18 protein-coding genes are annotated in these 23,339 nt (G+C 66.5%); 14 read left to right on the forward strand and 4 right to left on the reverse strand.

Annotated features, from left to right (window positions below):
* Positions 1–27: 27 nt before the first annotated feature.
* Complete coding sequence (locus tag FS507_RS05575; RefSeq protein WP_260853174.1) at positions 28–3,615, reverse strand: helicase-related protein; 3,588 nt, start codon at positions 3,613–3,615, stop codon at positions 28–30.
* 91 nt (positions 3,616–3,706) lie between these two features.
* Here FS507_RS05575 and FS507_RS05580 point away from each other — a divergent pair, with 91 nt between their 5' ends.
* The 5 genes from FS507_RS05580 to FS507_RS05600 are packed head-to-tail and all read left to right on the forward strand — an operon-like array spanning position 3,707 to position 9,564.
* Complete coding sequence (locus FS507_RS05580) at positions 3,707–4,096, forward strand: helix-turn-helix domain-containing protein (protein WP_145941804.1); 390 nt, start codon at positions 3,707–3,709, stop codon at positions 4,094–4,096.
* A complete protein-coding gene (locus FS507_RS05585; RefSeq protein WP_145941805.1) occupies positions 4,053–6,953 on the forward strand; it encodes a valine--tRNA ligase in 2,901 nt (966 codons plus the stop codon). The genes FS507_RS05580 and FS507_RS05585 overlap by 44 nt, the downstream gene beginning before the upstream one ends.
* A 9-nt stretch (positions 6,954–6,962) precedes the next feature.
* Complete coding sequence (folC, locus tag FS507_RS05590) at positions 6,963–8,489, forward strand: bifunctional tetrahydrofolate synthase/dihydrofolate synthase (RefSeq protein WP_145941806.1); 1,527 nt, start codon at positions 6,963–6,965, stop codon at positions 8,487–8,489.
* Positions 8,486–9,136, forward strand: a complete 651-nt coding sequence (locus FS507_RS05595; protein ID WP_145941807.1) for a TIGR00730 family Rossman fold protein — start codon at positions 8,486–8,488, stop codon at positions 9,134–9,136. The genes folC and FS507_RS05595 overlap by 4 nt, the downstream gene beginning before the upstream one ends.
* On the forward strand, positions 9,133–9,564 hold the full coding sequence (locus FS507_RS05600) for a DUF4233 domain-containing protein (RefSeq protein ID WP_260853176.1): 432 nt from the start codon (positions 9,133–9,135) through the stop codon (positions 9,562–9,564). Before FS507_RS05595 ends, FS507_RS05600 begins: the two co-directional genes overlap by 4 nt.
* Before the next feature lie 27 nt (positions 9,565–9,591).
* Here the strand turns inward: FS507_RS05600 and FS507_RS05605 are convergent, their stop codons facing one another.
* Positions 9,592–9,948, reverse strand: coding sequence for a GNAT family N-acetyltransferase (locus tag FS507_RS05605; RefSeq protein ID WP_145941808.1), 357 nt, complete (start codon positions 9,946–9,948; stop codon positions 9,592–9,594).
* Positions 9,949–10,056: 108 nt separating this feature from the next.
* Here FS507_RS05605 and FS507_RS05610 point away from each other — a divergent pair, with 108 nt between their 5' ends.
* Together FS507_RS05610 and ndk are read left to right on the forward strand one after the other, a co-directional pair.
* The gene (locus FS507_RS05610; protein WP_145941809.1) at positions 10,057–10,734 is read left to right on the forward strand and encodes a YoaK family protein; all 678 of its coding nucleotides are present in this window, start codon (positions 10,057–10,059) and stop codon (positions 10,732–10,734) included.
* A 34-nt stretch (positions 10,735–10,768) separates the two neighbouring features.
* The gene (gene ndk / locus FS507_RS05615) at positions 10,769–11,179 is read left to right on the forward strand and encodes a nucleoside-diphosphate kinase (protein ID WP_038549540.1); all 411 of its coding nucleotides are present in this window, start codon (positions 10,769–10,771) and stop codon (positions 11,177–11,179) included.
* Between the two features lie 90 nt (positions 11,180–11,269).
* Here ndk and FS507_RS05620 read toward each other — a convergent pair whose 3' ends face one another.
* Entirely contained in the window at positions 11,270–12,055 is a 786-nt protein-coding gene (locus FS507_RS05620) for a hypothetical protein (protein WP_145941810.1), read from the reverse strand.
* A gap of 390 nt (positions 12,056–12,445) precedes the next feature.
* On the opposite strand from FS507_RS05620, the gene FS507_RS05625 reads away from it, so the two are divergent.
* The 7 genes from FS507_RS05625 to FS507_RS05655 all read left to right on the forward strand — a co-directional run bounded on the left by FS507_RS05625 (position 12,446) and on the right by FS507_RS05655 (position 22,310).
* Positions 12,446–15,787, forward strand: coding sequence for a translation initiation factor IF-2 N-terminal domain-containing protein (locus FS507_RS05625; protein ID WP_145941811.1), 3,342 nt, complete (start codon positions 12,446–12,448; stop codon positions 15,785–15,787).
* A 294-nt stretch (positions 15,788–16,081) separates the two neighbouring features.
* Positions 16,082–16,384 carry a 50S ribosomal protein L21 gene (gene rplU, locus FS507_RS05630; protein WP_075815824.1) on the forward strand — a complete coding sequence of 101 codons (303 nt, stop codon included), beginning with the start codon at positions 16,082–16,084 and terminating at the stop codon, positions 16,382–16,384.
* A 59-nt stretch (positions 16,385–16,443) separates the two neighbouring features.
* Positions 16,444–16,710, forward strand: a complete 267-nt coding sequence (gene rpmA, locus FS507_RS05635; protein WP_038549531.1) for a 50S ribosomal protein L27 — start codon at positions 16,444–16,446, stop codon at positions 16,708–16,710.
* 195 nt (positions 16,711–16,905) lie between these two features.
* Complete coding sequence (gene obgE, locus FS507_RS05640) at positions 16,906–18,420, forward strand: GTPase ObgE (RefSeq protein WP_145941812.1); 1,515 nt, start codon at positions 16,906–16,908, stop codon at positions 18,418–18,420.
* A gap of 141 nt (positions 18,421–18,561) precedes the next feature.
* Complete coding sequence (gene proB, locus FS507_RS05645) at positions 18,562–19,869, forward strand: glutamate 5-kinase (RefSeq protein ID WP_396164970.1); 1,308 nt, start codon at positions 18,562–18,564, stop codon at positions 19,867–19,869.
* A gap of 72 nt (positions 19,870–19,941) precedes the next feature.
* A complete protein-coding gene (locus FS507_RS05650) occupies positions 19,942–21,282 on the forward strand; it encodes a glutamate-5-semialdehyde dehydrogenase (RefSeq protein WP_145941813.1) in 1,341 nt (446 codons plus the stop codon).
* Positions 21,283–21,500: 218 nt separating this feature from the next.
* A complete protein-coding gene (locus tag FS507_RS05655; protein ID WP_145941814.1) occupies positions 21,501–22,310 on the forward strand; it encodes a cutinase family protein in 810 nt (269 codons plus the stop codon).
* On the opposite strand, the gene FS507_RS05660 is transcribed toward FS507_RS05655, so the two are convergent.
* The gene (locus FS507_RS05660; protein WP_260853177.1) at positions 22,300–23,238 is read right to left on the reverse strand and encodes a YwiC-like family protein; all 939 of its coding nucleotides are present in this window, start codon (positions 23,236–23,238) and stop codon (positions 22,300–22,302) included. The genes FS507_RS05655 and FS507_RS05660 overlap by 11 nt on opposite strands.
* Positions 23,239–23,339: the final 101 nt, after the last annotated feature.

Consider the following 23,339-nt stretch of genomic DNA (forward strand, 5'->3'; position numbering starts at 1 on the left):
CGTGAGGGCGGTGGGAGGACGACGGCGCTACATGGGATCACCACCTCGTGCCCAGGTCTTCGCCCAGTTCAGGGTGTAGGTCGTCACCGGAAAGCTGTCGTCGAACTCCGCCAGGCCGCGGCAGAAGTCGGCCAGGTAACGGACCCTGTCGTGCTCCGGGCCGTCCGGGCTGACCTCCACCAGCGCCAGCCGGTGGTCCTTGGTGGTGTTCTTCCCCGTCATCACCTCGCGGTGCGTGATGGAGAACTCGTCCGCGCCGGAGATCCTGCCCTTGACCTCGATGATCACCGAAGGCTCCACGGAATCCCCTGGCCGCGAACTGATGTCGTAGCCCGGATTGTTGTGGGGCATCTCCGTCGGTAGGCGTCCCAGGTTCCGCTCGGCTTCCATCACCGCTGCAACGGCACGCCGGTCGACCTCCTCCGTGTCCTTGGCGTGCCGGGCGACTTCGTCGGCGTCGACACCGGTGATGACCCGCAGCAGCCCCTTCGGAATCACCAGCGCCCGTGCGGCGACTGTCGGCGGACTCGGACGGAGGCGTCGTCGGCGTGCGATCAGCTCAAGTCTGTCCCGCAGCCGGGAATCGAGCGTGCGGACCTGATTCATCAGTGCCGAGTACGACTGGGAAGGTGGCTTCTTCGTCTCACCTGCGTCATAGTGACTCTGCTGTTCCTGGGCCTCTGCGGCCTTCGTCGCGAGGTAGTCCATCTGCGCGCTCAGCCGGCGGGTCACCAGTTCCTCTTCGTGGTCGATCTCCGGCAGTACCCGGTCACGGGTGGCGTCCAGCACCTCCCGCACGCGGGTGGCGGTGACTTCCTGCCGGATCATCGACGACGGGTCGTCCGCCAGCCACTCGCCGGCCTGCGCTGCGGCAGCCACTGCGTCCTCGGCGGATACCTTCTCCGGAAGCGGGTCGAAGTCCAGGTACGGGGCCAAACCGGCATCGCCGACAGAAAGGTCAGGATTCAGCCGGACATAGGCGAACTCCCTGTGCTGCGCGCTCCCGGTGCCGTCCTTCACCTCGAGGAGCGTGGCTGCCAGCATCCACGGCGTGGTGCCTTCGTCCGTGGGATCGACAAGGACAGCCCCGGTCTCTAGGGTTCCCTTGAGCTGTGTCACGGTGAGGTCGACCAGGGCATCGAACATCGGGTGCCCCGGGGTGACCAGTTCGGCCCGGTCATCGGCGTCGGCGACGGACGGCTCGAAGGTCACCCGGTCATAGCGGTCCGCGACCGGGGCAGCGTGACTTCGGGCCCAGTCATGGACCGGGCGGGGAAGGCGGCGCACCGCGGCGGTGCCCCGGGCCTTCGGCACGAAACGTCCACCGTGGAACTCCAGGGCCCGTCGGAAGAACTGGGCGATGTAGTGGGGCTGCAGTTTGCGGGCACGCGCGGCGTCCATCTGGTCACGCAGGTGCTCAAGGTCCCGACGGGTGAATGTCTCCGTGGCCAGGGCGCGTTCCTGCATCAGCTCGTCGAGGCCGTCCGACACCTCCGCGTCGATGATCTTCTCGATCTCCTCCTGGCGCGCGGGATCGTCGATGTAGACCACCGCCTGCATGATCAGATCCTGCAGCGACCGGTTCCTGAAGGCGTCACCGAGGACGTCGAAGACGCGGGTGCCCAGGGCCTTCCGTTGGGTCTCCATCTTCTCGAGTAGCCGTTTGTACACCGCGCCTTCGCGGGTTTCGTCCGCGACCAGATTCCACAACTGGCAGACGTGCCGTTGTCCGATCCGGTGGATTCGGCCGAAGCGCTGCTCGATGCGGTTGGGGTTCCACGGCAGGTCGTAGTTCACCATGAGGTAGGCGGCCTGCAGATTCAGTCCCTCTCCGGCGGCGTCGGTGGCCACCAGGTACTGGACCCGGTCGTCGTTGGAGAAGTTGGCCTTGATGCGCTGACGGTCGAGCCTGCCGGTACCACCGTGGATGGCGACCACCTCACTGCCGGTGACGTCGCTGATCCGGCGCACCAGGTAGTTGAGGGTGTCACGGTGTTCGGTGAAGATGATCAGCTTGCGCCGCTCACCGGTCGTGGCGTCGGTGAGGGTCTCTTCCTCGATGATTCTGCGCAGCTCCGACCATTTCCGGTCTTCACCGCTGTTGACCACGGTGGACGCCGTGGTGACCAGGTGTCGGAGCTCGACGAGTTCACGGTCCAGCTCCGGCAGGTTCTGTGCCGCGGTGGCTGGGCTGATGACGATGGTGTCCTCGGCGTCTTCGATGTCGCCGGCGGGGACGTCCAGAGCATCGGCGTAGGCGTCCGCCATCACGTCCGCCGCCCGGTCTGCGGCGGTGCCGATGAACCCGCGTCCCGTCCACACGAGACTGCGCCCCTCGCTCGATGCCTGCGCCATCTCCGAACGGAACGACTCCAGCTTGTCCAGCCGTCGCTGCAGTGAGTGGTAGATGGCGTACGGACTGGAGGCGAGGCGGCGTTGGAGGACGGTGAGGGCGAACCCGACCGCACGGCTCTCCGCGTTGTTCATCGCCCCCTCTGCCCGTTTCATCTCGGTGCGCACATACTGTGTGACGTCCTCGTAGAGACGTGCCTCCGGCTCGCTGAGCTGGTAGGGAACGGTCGTCGCTATGCGTTCCGGGAACAGTGGGCGTCCGTCGAAGGTCAGCAGCTCCTCCTTGACCATCCGGCGCATCAGGCCGGACGTGTCGACGGTCTCCACCTCGGTCCCGGTCTGGAAGGCTCCCTCGAAGCGGTCCGGGTCCAACAGGGACAGGAACGCCTGGAACGACTCGTTGTCGCCGTTGTGCGGGGTCGCGGTCATCATCAGCAGACTCCGGGAGATGTCGCGCAGCGATTCGCCGAGTTGGAAACGGCGAGTCTTCCGCAGCTCCTTCCTGAATCCGGACGAGGCCGACATCCGGTGAGCTTCGTCCACGACAGTGAGGTCCCATTCGGTGGCTTCCAGGAGGGGAAGGAGTTCGTCGTCGCTGCGCGCCACCGCGTCCATGCGGACGATCAACAGGTCGTGGTCCTTGAAGGGATTCCCGGTCCGGGAACTGTCGACCGAATTGGACGCGAGGATGTGGAAGTGCAGGCCGAACTTCTCCCGGAGCTCCTCCTGCCACTGCGGGGCGAGACCACCGGGGCAGACGATCAGGCACCGGGCGACGTCCCCACGCAGCATCAGCTCCTTGATGTAGAGCCCCGCCATGATCGTTTTCCCTGCGCCGGGGTCATCGGCGAGGAGGAAGTGGAGGGGAATCCGTGGGAGCATCTCGCCGTAGACCGCCCTGATCTGGTGGGGGAGCGGCTGGATGTCGCTGGAGGTCACGGCCAGCATCGGGTCGTGCAGGCCGGCGGTGCTGATGCGCAGGGCCTCCGCCGCCAGACGGAACTCTTCGGCGTCTCCGGTGAAGAGCTCCGGGGAGTGCGAGTCCGCCAGGGACAGTCCCACCAGGTCGTCCCCGAAAAGGATGGACTCGTCGATGTTCCCGCGCGGGTGCCTGTAGACGAGGATCGCCCCGTCGCCGGTGGGGGTGACCTGGATGATGTCCACCGGGTGTTCGCACAGACCGACCAGTGTGCGGCCCGCGCGGAGGTCGTCGACGCACAACGGTTCCGGGGTGACGTCGACGTCGGTCCGGTCGACGTCCATGCAGGGCTCCAGGTATGAGGTAGGTCGAAGGTAGGTGCGAGCACAATCTAATGTGCTGACACTACCTTATTGTGCGGGCACATTCTGTTGTATGCAATCGCCGCCGCCGGACCTCGACTGGAAGACCTACGGGTCGGCTCTGGCGCATCGCATCCGTCTGCTTCGCGTTGACGCGGACATGACCCAGGAGGAACTCGGTCAGCGTGCGGGGATGAGTCGGAACCAGGTGCAGAACTTCGAACGCGGTCACGGCACCGGCAAGAACGGGCGTGTCCTGAATCCGACGATGGAGAAGATCTATCAGTTGGCTTACGCGTTGAATGTGCCGCCGGCCGTGCTACTGCCCGACGTCGGGCGGAAGGTCCAGCCGCGAAGCCGGTCCGCGGAGGATCCACCGACGTTGGAGGAGATTCAGAACGTCGACATCGTGTGGCCGCATGCCGTGGTCAGGGACAGTGAGCACGAGGACGTCCAGGCGTGATGAAAGCCGATCTCAACCGTGTCCGACCTCTGCACTAGACTGTGCAACCGTGACTGATCAGACCAGCGCCAGCGCAGCCAGCAGCAATTCCGGGACCGGTAACCGGGCGGACCAGCTCCCGAAGCAGTGGACTCCCGCCGACGTCGAATCCGAGCTCTACCAGGGGTGGGTCGACGCCGGATACTTCCACGCGGACGCCACCAGTGACCGTCCGCCGTTCTCCATCGTCCTGCCGCCGCCGAACGTCACCGGCCAGCTGCACATGGGGCACGCCCTGGACCACACGCTGATGGACGCGATGGCACGGCGTAAGCGCATGCAGGGCCATGAGGTGCTGTGGCTGCCCGGCTCCGATCACGCGGGTATCGCCACCCAGACCAAGGTCGAGGGTCAGCTCAAGGAAACCGAGGGCAAGGACCGCTTCGACTACGGTCGCGAGGAATTCACCGCCAAGGTGTGGGAGTGGAAGGAACAGTACGGCGGCGTCATCCAGTCGCAGATGCGAGCCATCGGTGACTCCGTCGACTGGGACCGTGAACGCTTCACCCTGGACGACGGGCTGTCCCGCGCGGTGCAGACCATCTTCAAGGAACTCTTCGACCGCGGTCTGATCTACCGCGCCAAGCGCATGGTCAACTGGTCGCCGGTGTTGCGCACGGCGATCTCGGACATCGAGGTCGTCTACTCCGACGACGAGGGTGAGCTGGTCACCCTGCGTTACGGTGACGCCTCCGGTCAGGGACCGCACGTGGATGTCGCCACCACCCGTGTCGAGACGATGCTCGGCGATGTCGCCGTCGCCGTGCACCCGGAGGACGAGCGCTATAGGGACCTGGTCGGCTCGCGTCTGCCGCACCCCTTCATCGAGGGGCACAGCATGGTCGTCATCGCCGATGACTACGTCGACCCGGAATTCGGTACCGGTGCAGTGAAGATCACCCCTGCACACGATCCGAATGACTTCGAGATGGGACGCCGCCACGACCTCGACATGCCCGAGGTCATCGACGAGACCGGCCACATCGCGAACACCGGGACACGGTTCGATGGCATGGACCGGTTCGAGGCGCGCGAGGAGATCCGCCTGGCCCTGGAGGAGCAGGGTCGCGTGGTCAAGCGCATCAGCCCGTACGTCCACTCGGTCGGGCACTCGGAGCGTTCCAAGGAAGCCATCGAGCCGCGTCTCTCCGAGCAGTGGTGGGTCAAGGTCGAGGAGCTGGCGAAGATGGCCGGCGACGCGGTTCGTGAAGGCGACACCGTCATCCACCCCGCGTCCCAGGAGCCCCGGTGGTTCGACTGGGTCGACGACATGCACGACTGGTGCATCTCCCGCCAGCTGTGGTGGGGTCACCGCATCCCGATCTGGTACGGACCGGACGGCGAGATCGTCTGCTGCGGCCCTGATGACGACGCCCCGACCGGCGAGGGCTGGCACCGCGAGGAGGACGTGCTTGACACGTGGTTCAGCTCTGCGCTGTGGCCCTTCTCGACGATGGGGTGGCCGGAGCACACCGACGAGCTGGCGAAGTTCTACCCGACGTCTGTGCTCGTCACCGGCTACGACATCCTGTTCTTCTGGGTCGCCCGCATGATGATGTTCGCGACCTTCGCCGACACCGTCCCCGGTTCCACGCTGGGTGACGGTGAGTCCGGTACCAGCGCAGGCCAGCGCGGGGGACGCCCGCAGGTGCCTTTCACCGATGTCTTCCTCCACGGCCTGGTTCGCGACGAGCACGGCCGGAAGATGTCGAAGTCCCTGGGCAACGGCATCGACCCGATGGACTGGGTGCGCGACTACGGCGCGGACGCCCTGCGGTTCACCCTCGCGCGCGGTGCGAACCCCGGCACCGACCTGCCGATCGGTGAGGATTCCGCGCAGTCGTCCCGCAACTTCGCCACCAAGCTGTTCAACGCGACCAAGTTCGCGCTGATGAACGGTGCCCGCGTCCTGCCCGCCGCCGAGCAGGACGCATTCCCCGCCCGCGATCAGTTGACCGATCCGGACCGCTGGATCCTCGACAAACTCGAGGAACTGCGCGTCCACGTCGACACCCACCTGGACCGCTACGAGTTTGCCGTCGCGAACGAGGCCCTGTACCGGTTCACCTGGGGTGAGTTCTGCGACTGGTACCTCGAGATCGCCAAGGTGCAGATTCCCCGCGACTGGGACGCCGCCACCGAAGAGGAGCGTACCCGTGGCGAGAACACCCGGTTGGTGCTCGGACGTGTCCTCGACACGGTCTTCCGTCTGCTGCATCCCTCAATGCCGTTCGTCACCGAGACGTTGTGGACGGTGCTCACCGAGGGAGTGGACGGCTACGCTGACAGCCTCGTCGTCACCGACTGGCCGACCGCGGCCAACACCAACGGTGGTGCAGCCACCGACGTCGATGCGGTGCGTCGTCTCGACGACGTGGAGAAGCTCGTCACGGAGATCCGTCGCTTCCGGGCCGACCAGGGTGTCAAACCCTCGCAGAAGGTTCCGGGCCGCTTCGACGCTGCCGCCGCCGACCTCGCCGGTCTCGAGGATGCTGTCCGGTCGATCGTGAAACTCACCGCCCCGGAGGCCGATTTCACCCCGACCGCGTCGGTGGAGCTGCGCCTGTCGAACGCGACGATCACGGTGGAGCTGGACACCTCCGGCACCGTGGACGTCGCCGCCGAGCGCAAGCGTCTGGAGAAGGACCTCGCGGAGGCCAACAAGGAACTCGAGCGTGCGGACAAGAAGCTCGGCAACGACAACTTCCTGGCCAAGGCGCCGGAGAAGGTCGTCGCCGAGATCAAGGAGCGTCGCGGCATCGCCGTGGACGAGGTCGCACGCATCACGACACGACTGGCCGACCTGACAGGGAAGTGATCCCCGACTGTGACTGACAAGAACGAGGACTTCGGCGAAGCGACACTCAACGCCACCGGGCTGGATCTGCCGATCGATCTCACCGAGCCGGCGAACAGTGACGAGGATGCAGCCAAGCTCGCCCGCCCGGTCACCGCCGAGGACTTGGCGGCGTTGGCGGAGGTCGAAGCCGAACTCAATGAGCGGTGGCCCGAGACCAAGATCGACCCCACGCTGGACCGCATCCGCCGGCTCATGGACCTGCTCGGCAACCCGCAGCGGAACTACCAGGCCGTCCACGTCGCCGGAACCAACGGGAAGACGTCGGTCGTCTGCATGGTGGAGGCGCTTCTGCGCGCATTCCACCGGCGTACCGGGCGCACCACCAGCCCTCACCTGCAGCTGGCCACCGAACGTATCGCGATCGACGGCGTCCCACTGCACCCGGCGGATTACGTCCGTACCTGGAGGGAGATCGAACCCTTCGTGGACATGGTCGACGCCCAGTCCGAGGCCGCCGGCGGGCCGCGGATGAGCAAGTTCGAGATCCTCGTGGCCATGGCCTACACCGCATTCGCCGACGCACCCGTCGACGTCGCTGTGGTGGAGGTCGGCATGGGGGGCCGTTGGGACGCCACCAACGTCATCGACGCCGATGTCGCTGTGGTCACCCCGGTCGGTCTCGACCACACCGACTACCTCGGCGACACTCTCGCCGAGATCGCCGGCGAGAAGGCCGGGATCATCAAGCAGCGCTGGGACGCCGACGACCTGCTCACCCCTCCGGACAACGTCGCCGTCATCGCCGAGCAGGAACCCGAGGCACTCGAGGTGCTCCTGCGCCAGTCGGTCGAGGCTGATGCCTCGGTGGCCCGGGCAGGCAGTGAGTTCACCGTCGTGGAATCCACCGTCGCCGTCGGTGGCCAGACGCTCACCCTGAAAGGCCTCGGCGGGGTCTACAGCGATATCTTCCTGCCGCTGTCAGGGGAGCACCAGGCGCGGAACGCAGCCACCGCTCTGGCTGCGGTGGAAGCGTTCTTCGGTGCCGGTGCCGGTCGGATGCTCGACGAAGAGACCGTCCGGCGCGGTTTCGCGCAGGTGAGCTCACCAGGGCGTCTGGAACGTGTCCGGGCGACCCCGAGCGTGTTCATCGACGCCTCCCACAATCCCCACGGTGCCCGTGCGCTGGCCCAGGCCGTCGACCGGGACTTCTCCTTCCGTCGCCTGGTCGGCGTCGTCGGTGTACTCGGCGACAAGGACGCCCGTGGCATCCTCGCCGCGCTGGAGCCCGTGCTCGATGAAATCGTGGTCACCCAGAACACCTCGCCCCGTGCCGTCGATGTCGAGGACCTCGCAGAGTACGCGCGGGACGCCTTCGGTGAGGAACGTGTCCACGTCGCGCCGAATCTCCCCGGTGCCGTCGAACTCGCCGTGGAACTCGCCGAAGACGACGGCGGTTTCGGTGACAGCCAGGTCTCCGGGGCAGGTGTCCTGGTGACCGGTTCGGTCGTCACCGCCGGTGAGGCGAGGACCCTGTTCGGAAAGGACCCGGCATGACCACGGCAGCAACCGCGGCCCGGGTCGCACCGAAACGCGTCGCCCTCTACCTCGGGTCAGCTCACGGGGACAGCCCCGCCTACCGGGACATGACCGTCGCCGTCGTCCGGCACCTGGCGGCGAGCGGCCACTCACTGGTCTACGGCGGCGGCTCCGTCGGGCTGATGGGCGTCGCCGCGGACACCGCTCTGGACGAGGGAATGGACGTCCACGGCGTGATCACCCGGCACCTGTACGACGGGGAGACCGGCCACACCGGGCTGACCAGCCTGGAGATCGTCGAGACCATGAACGAACGCAAGAACAGGATGGCCGAGACGGCGGACGCCATGGTCACCCTGCCCGGCGGTATCGGCACACTCGAGGAGTTCTTCGAGGTGTGGACCGCCCAGGTGCTCGGCATCCACCACAAGCCGGTGGCGTTGATGGATGTCGAGGGGTACTGGACCCCGCTCCTCGGCATGCTCGACCAGATGGTCTCCCGTGGTTTCTTCAACGCCGAGCACCGTGACGGGCTCATCCACCTCACCGAGGTCTCCAGGCTGAGTGCCGCGTTGGACTCCTGGACCCCGGCTGCGGCAAAGTGGTCGCAGAAGAAGATTCATACGACCACCGGTGCGATGACCGGCGAAACGAGGATGCCGTGAGCGACAACACCACCCCTCTGGGGCCCGCGCACGAGATGCAGGTCGACCCGTTCAAGGGGTTGAAGGGCATGATGGCCGGGATCATGCTCATGGAGGCGATCACCGTGCTGCTGGTGCTCGCGGTCGTCGGTGTCGTCGACGACGGGGCGCACGCCACCGTGTTCAACATGACCTACGTCGCCGTGCTCGGCGTGGCGATGGTGGTGGCGTCGTTCCTCCAGTTTCGTCCGTGGGCGGACAAGATGAACATCGGTTTGCAGGTCTTCGCGGTACTCGGGGTGTTCGTGCACCCCACGATGCTCTTCGTGGCGATCCTGTTCATCCTCGCGTGGTGGTACACCTACCATCTCCGCGCGAACGTGAAGAGCCGGATGGACAGAGGCCTGCTGCCCGCGCAGCACTACTACGTCGAGGAAGACCGCGACTGACGGGGTCTGGCCGGCGGACCGTCGCGGTCAGGATTCGCCGGCGTGCTCGAGCACGTACTCATCGGTCTCCGGCGTGGGGGAGGAGACCGGGCCGTCGTACCCGTTGCGCTCGATCCACGCGGCGACGAACTGGCAGGACGGGACGACCGTGAGGCCGTGGGACTTCGTGTCCGCCAGTGCTTCGCGCACCAGGATGCTGCCCAGGCCACGTCCGGCGAAGTCGTCCCCGACGATCGTGTGGTGGAAGATGCGCTCTGACCCGTGGTCGACGAAGTATGCTGCGCCAGCGCGGGTGTCGTCCGCGAGGTAGATCGCATAGGCGTTCCCTTTCGACGTCAACCGGACGGTGACGGAGTCGCCGTTCCTGTCGGTCAGTTCACCCATGATGTCTCTCCTTCTCCCGTGTGCACGCCGTGGCACCGTAGTGTGGTCATGTCATTCCAGGGTCAAACCTATCAGGGAAACGTCGACGCTGCGGGTACGATTTCCCCGATGAATACCTACCGCCGCGGGGAACGGGCCCTCGCCATGTGTCTCGCCGCCGTCGCCGGGTACGCCGACTCCATCGGATTCATGTTCTACGGTGGTGTCTTCCTGTCCTTCATGTCGGGGAACAGCACCCGTATGGCGGTGTCCATCGTGGAGGATGACAGTGAACTGATGTGGCTGGCGGGACGCTGCATCGTGTTGTTCATGGTCGGGGTGATGTGCGGTGCGCTGGTCCATCGCGTCGTGACCCGCCGGTGGGGGCGGTACCGCGCCAGGGAGGCCGTTCTTGTCGCCGTCTCCCTGCTCTTCCTCGCGTCGTCGCTGTCACTGGCGTCAGGGGCCGAGGTACTGGCGGTGATGCTGTTGTCCGTCGGGATCGGTGCGATGAACTCGGTCTTCGAACGGGACGGCGAGGTCAGCATCGCGCTGACCTACGTGACCGGCACACTGGTGAAGGCGGGGCAACGATTCGTGGACTCCTTCTTCGGCGGACGGGTGTCGGCCTGGGTGTATCCGCTGATCATGGCACTGTGTCTGTCCGCAGGGGCGATCGTCGGCGCCGTGGTCTTCTTCCATCTCGGTCTGCTGGCGGTGTACCCGTTGACGGGGTTCCTGGTGGTCGTGACGGTGACCAACCAGGTGGTGCGTGACCGGCGTCGGCGCCGGGGGTTGCCTCTTTAACTTCTGTTCAACCGCGTTCTGTAGGCTGACACGCATGACTGAACGCACTCTCATCCTCATCAAGCCGGACGGTGTCTCCCGTGGCCTCGTCGGCGAGATCATCGCCCGCATCGAGCGTAAGGGCCTCACCCTCTCCGCCCTGGACCTGCGTGTCGCTGACCGCGAAACCGCCGAGAAGCACTACGCCGAGCACTCCGACAAGCCGTTCTTCGGTGACCTGGTCGACTTCGTCACCTCTGCACCGATGATCGCCGGCATCGTCGAGGGTGAGCGCGCGATCGACGCATGGCGTCAGCTCGCAGGCGGCACCGACCCGGTCTCCAAGGCCACCCCGGGTTCGATCCGTGGCGACTTCGCGACCTCGGTCGGCGAGAATGTCGTCCACGGCTCGGATTCGCCGGAGTCCGCTGAGCGCGAGATCGGCATCTGGTTCCCGAACCTCTGATCCCCGCACGAGCTCCCCGCCACGACCCCGCGACGGTCGGGGCGGGGAGTTTTCGTCGTCGTGACCCGGGGGGACGACTCAGACCACGACTCAGGCTGTGGCGCTGACCGAGCCGTGCACCAACGCGTCGCGTCCTTCCCCGGTCAACGTGATCCACTCGACGACGGTGGTGGCGTCCTTTCTCTCGCGCAGGACGACGGCCAGGTGGCGTGCGGTCAGTGACCGCAGCGCGGCGTCCACCGAACCGTTCTGTATCAGCGGTGCGGCGAGGTCGGTGAGGACGTCGCGGCGTACCTGACGTCCCCCGGGGACAGCCTGCGCGGCATAGAGGGTGGATGCGACGGCGTCGGTGTCGTCGGCCGGGGTCCAGTCAGGTTCGGTGGTGAAGACCTGCGACAGGGGGACGTAGTCGGCGGGGTGCGCGCCCTCCAGCACGAAGGCACGCCAGAAACAGACCAGAACGATGACGGTGACTGCGGCGGCGTAGACCCACCCCACGGTGGCGGAGTTGATCAACTGGCCGATCCACATCAGGGCGTAGAGGCCCGGGACAGCGAATGACGCCAGGGTGCGTAGCTTCTTGTTCGGGCTGCGTGGCTCCTCCACGGTGCCCCCGAGTTCAGAGGCGGTCCGGTCATCGGCGCGCATCGGGGCGTACTCGTTCTTCCGCATCCCCTGTGCCCGTAGCGAGAACCCCAGGTACACCGCGGCGACCAGCAGCACCGGGGTGGCGATGAAGAGTGTCCACGGGCCGGCCACCGGTGATGAGGACGCTCCCACGAAGCTGGAGACCAGGACGGCCGCCAGGATGCGCCCGGGCAACGCCGGGGTGACGGAAGCGTGGATCTGTTGGAGGACACGGAATTCCTGGGTCATATAAGACACCTCATATAAGACACGTTAACCGGCGGAGGCGGCCGCCAACGCGCACGGGGTGTGGCGGGGACGGCGTCGTCAGGGCGGTGTGCAACAATGAGGGGGGACACGTGCAGCACCCGCCTTCAGGAACCTGGACATCGTCGATCCGTCGCGGTGTGCTCCGAATGTCCGAAAGTTTTTAAGGCACAACTTGTGCAGACAACATCGAATATATATGCCACGGCGAGAGTAACGCCGGGACACGGCGGACATTGTGTGGCTGCGACCTGATCGGATCGATCACAGCGCCCGTTGTCCTTCAGGGAAACTGCCACCGTACCGACGAGGGCGTCCGTGAGAGGGACGATCACATCCGTATCCTGCCCGTGGCACCGTTGAGGAGACAGTATGGCGAACACCAGCCAGGAACTTGCCGCGGCAGCGGCAGGAGTGAAGAGTGATGAGCTGGGGGAGAAGGTCCGCGTCCATGCGCTCGCAAAGGCGTTGGGAATCCCCAGTGCACAGATGATCACCGTGCTGGGGGAGCACGGTGTGGAGAACAAGCGTGCCGCGTCGACTGTGACGAGGGCGGACGTGGAGCGTGTGCTCGGCGAGATCATCGCGGCCGGGAAGCCGGCGAAGGCTCCGGCGAAGAAGGCCCCGGCGAAGAAGCGAGCCTCGAGGAAGACCGCGACGAAGAAGGCAACCGGGACGGCGACGATGAGGCCTGCCGAGCCGGAACCCGAGGCTGCGCCGGTGGCTGAACCCCAGGCAGTCAATGAACCCGAGACCGTCGGCGACCCGGAGGCTGCGCAGCAGTCGGCCCCGACGCGTCGTCGTGGAGGGCGTTCCGGCAAGGTCACCCGCAAGGCATCGGCCCCCGTGTCTCCTGTCGAGCCTATCGAGCCCGCGGCAGAGCCGACACGGCAGCCCGCCACCGCCACGCCGGCGACGGACACCGTTGAACCGACTGGACCGGCTGAGTCGGCAGAGACGCCCCAGGAGAAGAGCGCGGGGTCGGCGTCGCGTCGCCGCCGCCGTCGGCGCGTGAGCCGTCCCGCCGCCCAGGAGACCCCGGCGGAGAACGTGGTGCAGGAGCCGGCACCGAAGAACCAGGTACCGAAGGAGCCGGTGGCAGAGACACCCCGTCCGGTGGTGCGACGCCGCATTGTCCGCCGCGTGGGATCCCGGAGTGCCGCGGCAGGTGCGGAGGAACTGCGCCGGGAACGTCAGCGGGAGGCGGCCGCCGAGTCGCGCTCAAACGGGAGCAACCAGGGCGAAGCCCCTGCAGACGACAACAACGAGACCAGCGGCGACGCAACGACGTCCTCGCGCCGTCGTCGCGGGAGCCGCGGCCGGGGCCGTGGGCGTGGCGACCAGGGCGACCAGAACGGCGGCGGCAACTCCGCCGTCACTGAACCGACATCTGCCCATGCAGCGGAACACACGGCGGATACGTCCCAGGAGCCTGACAAGGCTGCGGAAGAGCAGACACCCGTCGTCGATGAACCGGTGAAGCTCAAGGGGTCCACCCGGCTGGAGTCCAAGCGCCGGTGGCGTCAGGAGCAGGGAAACGAGAAGCACCGGGCAGTCACCCGTGCGGAGTTCATCGCCCGACGCGAGAACATCTTCCGTTCCATGGTCGTCCGTGACGCGCGGCGGCAGGACGGCGACGGGTGGACCACCCAGGTCGGGGTCGTCGAGGACGGTCTGCTCGTCGAGCATTTCGTCACCAGCGACGACCAGCAGTCCACCATCGGGAACATCTACCTCGGACGCGTCCAGAATGTGCTGTCCAGCATGGAGGCCGCGTTCGTCGACATCGGGACCGGTCGTAATGCCGTCCTGTACGCCAGCGAGGTCGACTGGCGCTCCGAGCATGTGCGGGGTCGTTCCCGCCGGATCGAATCGGCGCTGAAACAGGGCGACCAGGTTCTGGTCCAGGTCATCAAGGAACCCCTGGGACACAAGGGCGCACGGTTGACCAACCGCGTGAGTTTCGCGGGCCGCTACCTGGTCTACGTCCCCGGTGGCCGGACCCAGGGCATCTCCCGGAAGCTGCCGGAAGCTGAGCGTAAGCGGCTGAAGTCGATCCTGCAGCGTGTCGTCCCCGAGGACGGAGGCACGATCATCCGTACCGCCGCAGAGGGTGTCAGCGAGGAGAAGATCGCCGAGGATGTCGACCGTCTCCACCGTCGCTGGCTCGACATCATCGAGAAGGAGAAGACGGAACGGGCCAAGAAGGGCGCGACGCCGGTCACCATGTACGAGGAGCCGAACCTCCTGGTGAAGGTCGTCCGGGACATGTTCAACGAGGACTTCAATGAACTGGTCGTCGATGGCCGCAGGTCCTGGCAGCGGGTCCGTGACTACGTGCACCGCATGGCACCTGATCTCGAGAGCCGTGTGGTCAAGTGGAATCCGGAGGAACACGGCGGGGACGACGCCTTCGCCGCCTACGAGCTCGACGCCCAGCTTGCTAATGCGCTGAGCCGGAAGATCTGGCTGCCCTCCGGTGGCTACCTGATCATCGACAAGACCGAGGCGATGACGGTCATCGACGTGAACACGGGAAGTTTCGTGGGGTCCGGCGGCAACCTCGAGGAGACGGTCACCAAGAACAACCTGGAGGCCGCCGAGGAGATCGTCCGGCAGATGCGGTTGCGCGACATCGGCGGAATGATCGTCGTCGATTTCGTGGACATGGTTCTCGAGGAGAACCGTGACCTGCTGCTGCGACGACTCACCGAGTTCCTCGCCGCTGACCGCACCCGCCACAAGGTCTCGGAGGTGACGAGCCTCGGGCTGGTGCAGATGACTCGGAAACGGCTCGGCGCCGGGCTGGTGGAGACCTATTCCACCGAGTGTGAGGCGTGCCAGGGACGTGGCATCATCCTCCACGAGGATCCCGTGCAGCACGACGACGCCGACGATCACCAGGAGCGTCGTGACCACGGCGGTCGTGAGGGGCTCAAACAGGCCCGACACGAGCAGGAGATCCGTAAGCGTTACGAGGACAGTGCGATCGAGGATGCTCCCGCACCGGCGCAGGAGGACGTGCAGTCCACCGCCACGGTGGCCACGACAGTGCATGCTGCGGCACAGGAGCATGCCGGACACCGTTCGGACGATGTCCATGACATCGTCGCCCATGCGCTGAGCCGTGCCGGTGAGGAAGATCCGGATGAACCGACGGGTGCTGACTACGTCGCGGACGAGACCCCCGACACCGAGGACTCCGACGGTGCGACGGAGGCATTGCTGCGGGACATCGTCCAGCAGGAGCCAGCTGAGACGGCAGAGACGGTAGAGGCCAGCGCTGAGGCCGGCCCCGCCGAGGCCGACGTCGAGACCACCAGGCGCAAGGATCGTCGTGGACGCCGGGTCGTCCGCCGCGTCACCCCGGCAGCCGAGCGACCGGAGGTCGAGGAGCGGGCGCAGGAGGTGCCGCAGGCGGAACATGCTGCTGAGGCCCCTGCCGCCGACTTCGAGTCGGCGAAGGCTGAGTTCGAGCGCTCGCCCCGTCGTCGGCGACGGGTCCGCGGGAATTCCCGGTCGGACCGTGAGCCACGGCCCGAGGATTACAGTCTCGGTCGCCATGACTCACGGCAGCAGGGCTCACGGCAGCAGGACGCGACGCAGCAGGCAGAGGAGCCGGCTGACAGCTCCGCCCAGGCGGCGACGGCTCCGGTGCCGCGGGTGCGGTCCGACCGTCGCGGACGGCGACGGGTCGTGCGCAGCGCACGGTGAATCACCGGCGTGTCGTTCCCGCCCCGGGAGAAGCTGCGGAGATTTTGTTTTCCCGGGGTAGGGCGGTAGCCTTGCATCGTCGCTGTTCGACCGTTGGTCGATCGTGTCCGTCGGTTTCTGTCTGAAACCGCGGTCGCGCCGCATGTCCGGCGCAGGCTCGTCCACGTCGAACGCAGTGAAATAAGCAATGAAGTCCAGTCAGATTGCCTTTTCAGGCCGCGCCCCGCACTTCGTCGGGGCAGACGGTGGAGGGGTGGCCTGAGCCGAGTAGAGAAACAAAGGGGTAGCCCTTCCATGTACGCGATCGTCAAGACCGGCGGAAAGCAGTACAAGGTTGCCGAAGGTGACCTCGTCAAGGTCGAGAAGATCGAGGGAGAGCCGGGTTCGTCCGTGGCTCTCACCCCGGTTCTCCTCGTCGATGGCGCTGACGTCACTTCCGGTGACAAGCTCGCCGACAAGACCGTTGCAGCCGAGATCGTCGACCAGACCAAGGGTAAGAAGATCAACGGCATGCACTACCGGAACAAGACCGGTTACAAGCGTCGTTACGGCCACCGCCAGCAGCTGACCGTCCTCAAGGTCACCGGCATCAAGTAAACCCAGCGACCGCTGCCACCTGTGCAGCGGTACGAGCTTTTCCGAGGAGGGAAAAGACCATGGCACACAAGAAGGGTGCTTCCAGCTCCAGCAACGGTCGCGATTCCGAGTCCAAGCGTCTCGGTGTCAAGCGTTTCGGTGGTCAGCAGGTCAAGGCCGGCGAGATCCTGATCCGTCAGCGCGGTACCTCGTTCCACCCCGGTGAGAACGTCGGACGCGGCGGCGACGACACCCTGTTCGCCCTCAAGGGCGGCGCCGTGCAGTTCAGCACCCGCCGTAACCGTCGACTGGTGAACATCGTCGAGAACGAGACCGTCGAGGCGTAGTACTCAGGGTACTCAGGCGCTCTCAGCGTTCTTCTGAGGCCGGCCCCGGGATGTCACGGACGTCCCGGGGCCTTCTCGTGCCCGGCCGACCATGCTGACCTGCAGCACTGCGGCCGGCGTCCGTCCCAGGTGATAGGATCGTCGAGATTCTTGAACCACCCCCTTTTAACCGCCTGAACTGGAGGGCGTCCAATCATGTCACGCTTCGTGGACCGAGTCGTCCTGCACCTGCAGGCCGGCGACGGCGGCAACGGCTGTGCCTCGGTGCGCCGTGAGAAATTCGTGCCGCTCGGCGGACCCGACGGCGGCAACGGCGGGCACGGCGGCGACGTCGTCCTGGAGGTCGACCCGCAGGTGCACACACTGCTCGACTTCCACTTCCACCCGCACATCAGGGCCGAACGTGGTGCCGCAGGCGCCGGCGACCACCGCCACGGCGCGCGGGGCAAGGATCTGGTCGTCCAGGTTCCCGCCGGCACCGTCGTCCTGGATGACAAAGGTGAGGTCCTCGCCGACCTGACCACCAAGGGGCAGCGTTTCGTCGCGGCCGCGGGTGGGCACGGTGGTCTGGGCAATGCATCACTGGTGTCCAAGGCACGCAAGGCCCCGGGCTTCGCATTGCTCGGCGAGCCCGGCGAGGCGAAGGACATCACGCTCGAACTGAAGTCCATGGCGGACGTGGGACTCGTGGGCTTCCCGTCGGCCGGTAAGTCCTCCCTGGTCAGCGTGCTCAGCGCTGCGAAGCCGAAGATCGCGGATTACCCGTTCACCACGCTGCAGCCGAATCTCGGTGTGGTCAATGTCGCCCACGACGTATTCACCATCGCCGACGTCCCAGGGCTGATCCCCGGTGCCAGCCAGGGCAAGGGGCTCGGTCTGGACTTCCTGCGTCACATCGAGCGCACCGCCGTGCTCGTCCACGTGGTGGACTGTGCCGCCCTGGAGTCTGACCGCAACCCTGTCGACGACATCCGGGCGTTGGAGACCGAACTCAGCGACTACGAGTCCGAGCTCTCCGCAGACGCGGGGCTCGGGGATCTCAGTGACCGTCCGCGGGTGATCGTGCTGAACAAGATCGACGTCCCGGACGCCCGGGAGATGGCAGAGCTGATGCGTCCTGAACTCGAGGAAGCGTTCGGGTGGCCGGTCTTCGAGATCTCCACCGCCAGCCATGAGGGCCTGGACCCACTGCGGTACGCGCTGATGGAGATCGTCGGCGACCACCGTCGGCAGCATCCGGTCGAGGAGGTTGCGCCGCAGGTGGTCACACCGAAGCACCTGCGTGGCAAAGGCCGTGGCCGTTTCGCCGACTTCGAGGTCTCCAAGGACCCGGAGTTCGACGGGGCTTTCATTGTCTCGGGTTCGAAGCTGGAACGGTGGATCATCCAGACGGACTTCGAGAACGACGAGGCCGTCGGCTACCTGGCGGACCGCCTGGCAAAGGCGGGTGTCGAGGAGGCGCTGTACAAGGCGGGAGCCGTGGCCGGGGACGAGGTCACCATCGGCGAGATCACCTTCGAGTGGGAGCCGCAGACCGCCGCGGGTGTCGATCTGCTGCCGTCCGGCCGTGGTACCGACCGCCGTCTGGACCGCACCGGTCGCTCGACCTCTGAGGAGCGCAAGCGCGCCTCGCAGGCGCGGCGTGGTCTGATCGACGAGTACGATTTCGGCGACGGGGAAGAAGCCGATCGGGAGCGCTGGCAGGGCTGACCGGCCCCCGCATTCGGGGGAGTGGCACGGGGGTGGCTCGCGACGGACGATCCTGGATACTTCTCCGCCTCGTGTCCGGTTGACCCGGCCAGTCGGGTGTCTCGTGGCGAGGACCGGTGCGACTGGGACATAATGAAGGGCATGTCTGACACCACTGATGCCTCCGACATGTCCGATGAGCCGACGGTATTCGAGTACCCGGCGTCCCTGGAGTTCGGGACGGACGCTGTGCATCAGCCCGGCCCCGTCATTCCCGCCACCTCCAAGGAGTTCCCGGATCCCGAGGTCACGGAGGATTCCCCGGCGTACGGCCACCGCTCCGACGTGCGGCAGACCATCCGGAACGCCAAGCGCGTCGTGGTCAAGATCGGTTCGTCCAGTCTGACGGATGAGACGGGACTGGTCAGCCCCGACCGGATCGATGTCATCGCCGACGCACTCGAAGCCAGGATGGACCGTGACACCGACGTGATCGTGGTGTCGTCAGGTGCTGTGGCCTGTGGCATGGGCCCGTTGGGGTTGGCGCAGAAACCGACGGACCTGGCCACCAAGCAGGCCGCCGCCGCGGCAGGGCAGGTGCTGCTGGCCCAGGAGTGGGCCCGCAGCTTCGCCCGCTACGGTCGCTCGATCGGCCAGGTGCTGTTGACGGCGTCGGACGCTGCCCGGCGTGACCGCGCGCGGAACGCCCAGCGCACCATCGACCGCCTGCGGCAGCTGCGTGCCGTGCCGATCGTCAACGAGAACGACACGGTGGCGACCTCCGAGATGCGCTTCGGTGACAACGACCGGTTGGCCTCCCTGGTGTCCCACCTGACGTACGCGGATGCGCTCGTCCTGTTGTCAGACGTGGCCGGTCTCTACGACCGCAACCCGGCCGAGCCGGACGCCCGGTTCATTGCCGAGGTGAAGAGCAGCAAGGACCTGCGCGGTGTCGTCGCCGGCGACGGCGGGCGCCTGGGTACCGGAGGTATGGCGGCGAAGGTGTCTGCGGCCCGTCTGGCCTCCCGCGCGGGTATCCCGGTGTTGCTGACCTCCACGGAGAACATCGGTGCCGCCTTGGACCAGGCGATGGTCGGCACCTGTTTCTGGCCGCGGGAGGACCGTCTGTCCGCCTGGAAGTTCTGGGTCCTCTACGCCGCGGATTCGGCGGGCACCCTGCATCTGGACGCGGGGGCCGCTGCGGCGATGGAACGCCACAACTCCCTGCTCGCCGTCGGGCTCGTGCGGGTGGACGGGGCGTTCACCTCGGGCGAGGTGCTCGACATCGTCGGTCCGGACGGGGAGCTGATCGGGCGTGGTGAGGTCAACTACGACTCGGCCACGTTGGAGGGGATGGTCGGCAAGTCCACGGCGGACCTCCCGGACTTCGCGCAGCGTCCGGTGATCCACGCCGACTACATGGCGACGTACTCCAACCGGCAGTCCCGGGTGTACGGCGCGACCAGCTGATATCGCCCACTCACCCAGATTGTTCAACAATCTGGGTGATTTTCGCGTCTGCCTCACGTACGCTGGAATGTCATGAACGACGTGAACACCGCCAAGAACTCGTCCGCCGCTCCCGCCACCTCCGGCGACACCGCCGGCCTCACCCCCGTCCGTGCCGCCGAGCGTGAGGAGGTCCTCGCCAAGGCGCAGAAGGCCCGCGAGGTCTCACAGCGCCCCGCGCTGACCACCACCCAGAAGAACGACCTGCTCACCGCCGCCGCAGACCGGCTCGTCGCCGAGACGGAGTCGATCCTCGACGCCAATGAGCGTGACATCGCCGCCGGGCGTGAGCGGGGCATGTCCGAGTCGCTCATCGACCGGCTCAGCCTCGACGCCGCCCGCGTCGAAGGCATCGCCGGGGGCCTGCGTCAGGTCGCCGACCTGGCCGACCCGGTCGGTGACGTCGTCCGCGGCTCCCGTCGTCCCAACGGGCTGGAGATGCGCCAGGTCCGCGTCCCCCTGGGTGTGATGGGCATGGTGTACGAGGCCCGTCCGAACGTGACGGTGGACGCTTTCGGTCTCGCCGTGAAGTCCGGCAACGTCCCGTTGCTGCGTGGGTCGAAGTCGGCCCAGAACTCGAATACGCGGCTCGTGGAGATCCTGCAGGATGTCTGTGAAGAACACGGCCTGCCCCGGGAAACCGTCCAGCTGCTTCCCTGTGAGACCCATGACTCGGTCCAGGACCTGATCACCGCCCGTGGCCTGGTCGACATCGTCATCCCGCGTGGCGGCGCCGGCCTGATCAACGCCGTGGTCACCGGCGCCACCGTGCCGGCCATCGAGACCGGCACCGGCAACTGCCACTTCTACGTCGACGGGTCCGCCGACGTCGACGAGGCGATTGAGCTGGTCATCAACGGTAAGACCCGGCGTTGCTCGGTGTGCAACGCCACCGAGGTCGTCCTGCTCGACGCCGCCCTGTCCGACGAGGACAAGAAACGCGTCCTGACATCGTTGCAGGACGCCGGGGTCACCATCCACGGTGAGGTGGACGAACTGTCCGCTCTCGGGGTCGGTGACGTGGTCCAGGCCGAGCAGAAGGACTGGGAGGACGAGTACGGCTCCTTCGACATCGCCGCTGCCGTGGTGGACGGTGTCGAGGCTGCGGTCGCCCACATCACCCGGTACTCCACCGGCCACACCGAGGCGGTCAGCGCCACCGACTACAAGGCCACCAAGTTCTTCGAGCAGAATGTCGACGCCGCTGCGGTGATGATCAACACCTCCACCGCCTGGACCGACGGCGAAATGTACGGTTTCGGCGCCGAGATCGGCATCTCGACCCAGAAACTGCATGCCCGTGGCCCCATGGGACTGCCGGAGCTGACGAGCACCAAGTGGATCGTCAACGGTGAGGGGCAGGTCCGTCCCTGACGCTGCCTGACGCTACCGGGCACTGTCGCAGCCCGGGTGAGGGTCGGAGTTCTGGAAGTGTTACCACTTTTCGGGAAGCTGCTGCTGGGAAACACCAGGTCATTAGAAGTATTACCACTGCTGAGTGGTAACACTTCGGGCGGCGGTGGTGTACGCCGCTGACGTCGACCGCAACCCCTTGGTTCTGAACGGGGAGCCCGCGAAGTAGAGTTGTATCCGTGAGGAAAATTCATGGAGTTGTCAGCTTCGCTACGTTCGCTGTCGTCGCCGCGGCAGTCACGGTCGGCACCGCTGCCGCAGGAGTGGCACGTGACGGGGATGCCGGAGGGGACTGTCCGTCCGTCGTGGCGCTCGCTGCCCGGGGCAGTGAAGAGAACGAGACCTACGGCCCCAGCGCGGCCAACGGCTATTCCAACGGCTATGAGGGGGAGACTCTCCACCGGTTCCTGAGTTACGCATCCACCGTGTACCCGGGCCTCTTCGACCCCGACGACCGCACGGTGCTGGCCATCGACGCAGACCACTACCCCGCGCGTTTCCCGGTCGGAGAGGCGGGGGAGGACCCGGACCCGGCCACACTGATCAACGGGGTGGGTCTCTTCGTCGACTCGATGGCGAAAGGCCTGCCCGGGGGCCTGGCCATGGTCGAGGACTATGAACAGTCCACCGGCTGCCGTCCGGACTATGTCGGTCTCGGGTACTCGCAGGGGGTTGCTGCCCTGACACCGGTGCAGCACACCCTCGCCGCTGAGGGGCGGCTGCGCGGTGCGGTGTACTTCGGCAACCCCTTCCACCGTGCCCCGGGGCTCATCGGTGGGGGATCGATGAGCGGGGTTCCCGTCCACAGCTACTGCCTGACCGACGACTTCGCCTGCGACACCGGCCCACGGTCCGTCGCCCTCGCCGTGCAGGACGATGAAGGCGCCGGGGCACACGAGACCTATTTCCGCGATGCGGTGGTTGATCCCACGGCCGCGAGCCCTGCGGAGCGTGCCGCGGTCGATGCCTTCGCCCGTCTTATCCGATGAATAGGATCAGCGGACCGTCGTAGAACAGGGCGGACATGACGGCGGCGACAGCGACACCGGCGTGCAGCGGCATCTCCCGGATTCCGACCTTCTTCGGTGGCCACGGTGTGCCCTTCGCCGCTGACGCAGGTACCGCGCGGGACCGCCACAGAGCCACCGCGAACACGGCCACCGCCACGATCCAGGCCGCCCAGTGCACGTACCGCACGCCGACGGTGGCCACCACGACGATCAGTGCCGCCAGGTGGAAGATCTGGGACGCGGCCAGCCAGCCAGGATCACCCTTCTTCCGGATCATGGTCTTGACGTAGAAGATCGTCCCGACGGTGTAGAGCAGCAGCCACAGGAAGCTCACCCACACCGCGGTAGGCAGGGCCTCGACGACTTTCGGGGTGAACAGGTTCGACGCCCACGTCACCCCGCCGCTGACCGGATTACTCGCCCCCAGGCCGATCGTCGCGGCGACCGGGACGATGAACACGGACGCGGCCGTCGTGGCGACCCCGGACGCCAGCGACCGGGGCGTCCCCCGCCATGTCTCGTAGACCGCGACCGCGATCAGCGGCAGGAACACGAACACCCACCACAGCAGGTGCGGTTGCAGGATCAGCGCCAGGACCGCCGCGAGACCGGCGACGGCGCCGTAGAGCAGCGTCGGCGCGACAGCGCGCCCACGCATCGTGGCGTTACGGGCGCGCATCAGGATTCCACCGGCGAAGAACGCCAGGTAGCCGACCACCCACGCCACGGTGACGGCGAGGAAGGTCAGCACCATGCCGGCGGTGCCGTGCACGCCGTCGCCCCGGTCCGCGGGGGAGAGCGCGTCCCAGATCTTCAGGCACCAGAAGAGCCCGACAAGGGGCGGTATCGCGACCATCGGCCACGCGCCGTGCTGATTCGGTACCCACGGGTTCATTCTCATCGCCATAGTGGAAAGCGTATCGCGGGGAAACGTCGGCTGTGGTTCCTTTCGGGCGGTACTTACCCGTAGCATGGGCGGACGTGACCCAGAACCGCCGACCGGAACAG

The sequence above is a fragment of the Corynebacterium glyciniphilum AJ 3170 genome (assembly GCF_007673095.1).
GTDB lineage: Bacteria > Actinomycetota > Actinomycetes > Mycobacteriales > Mycobacteriaceae > Corynebacterium.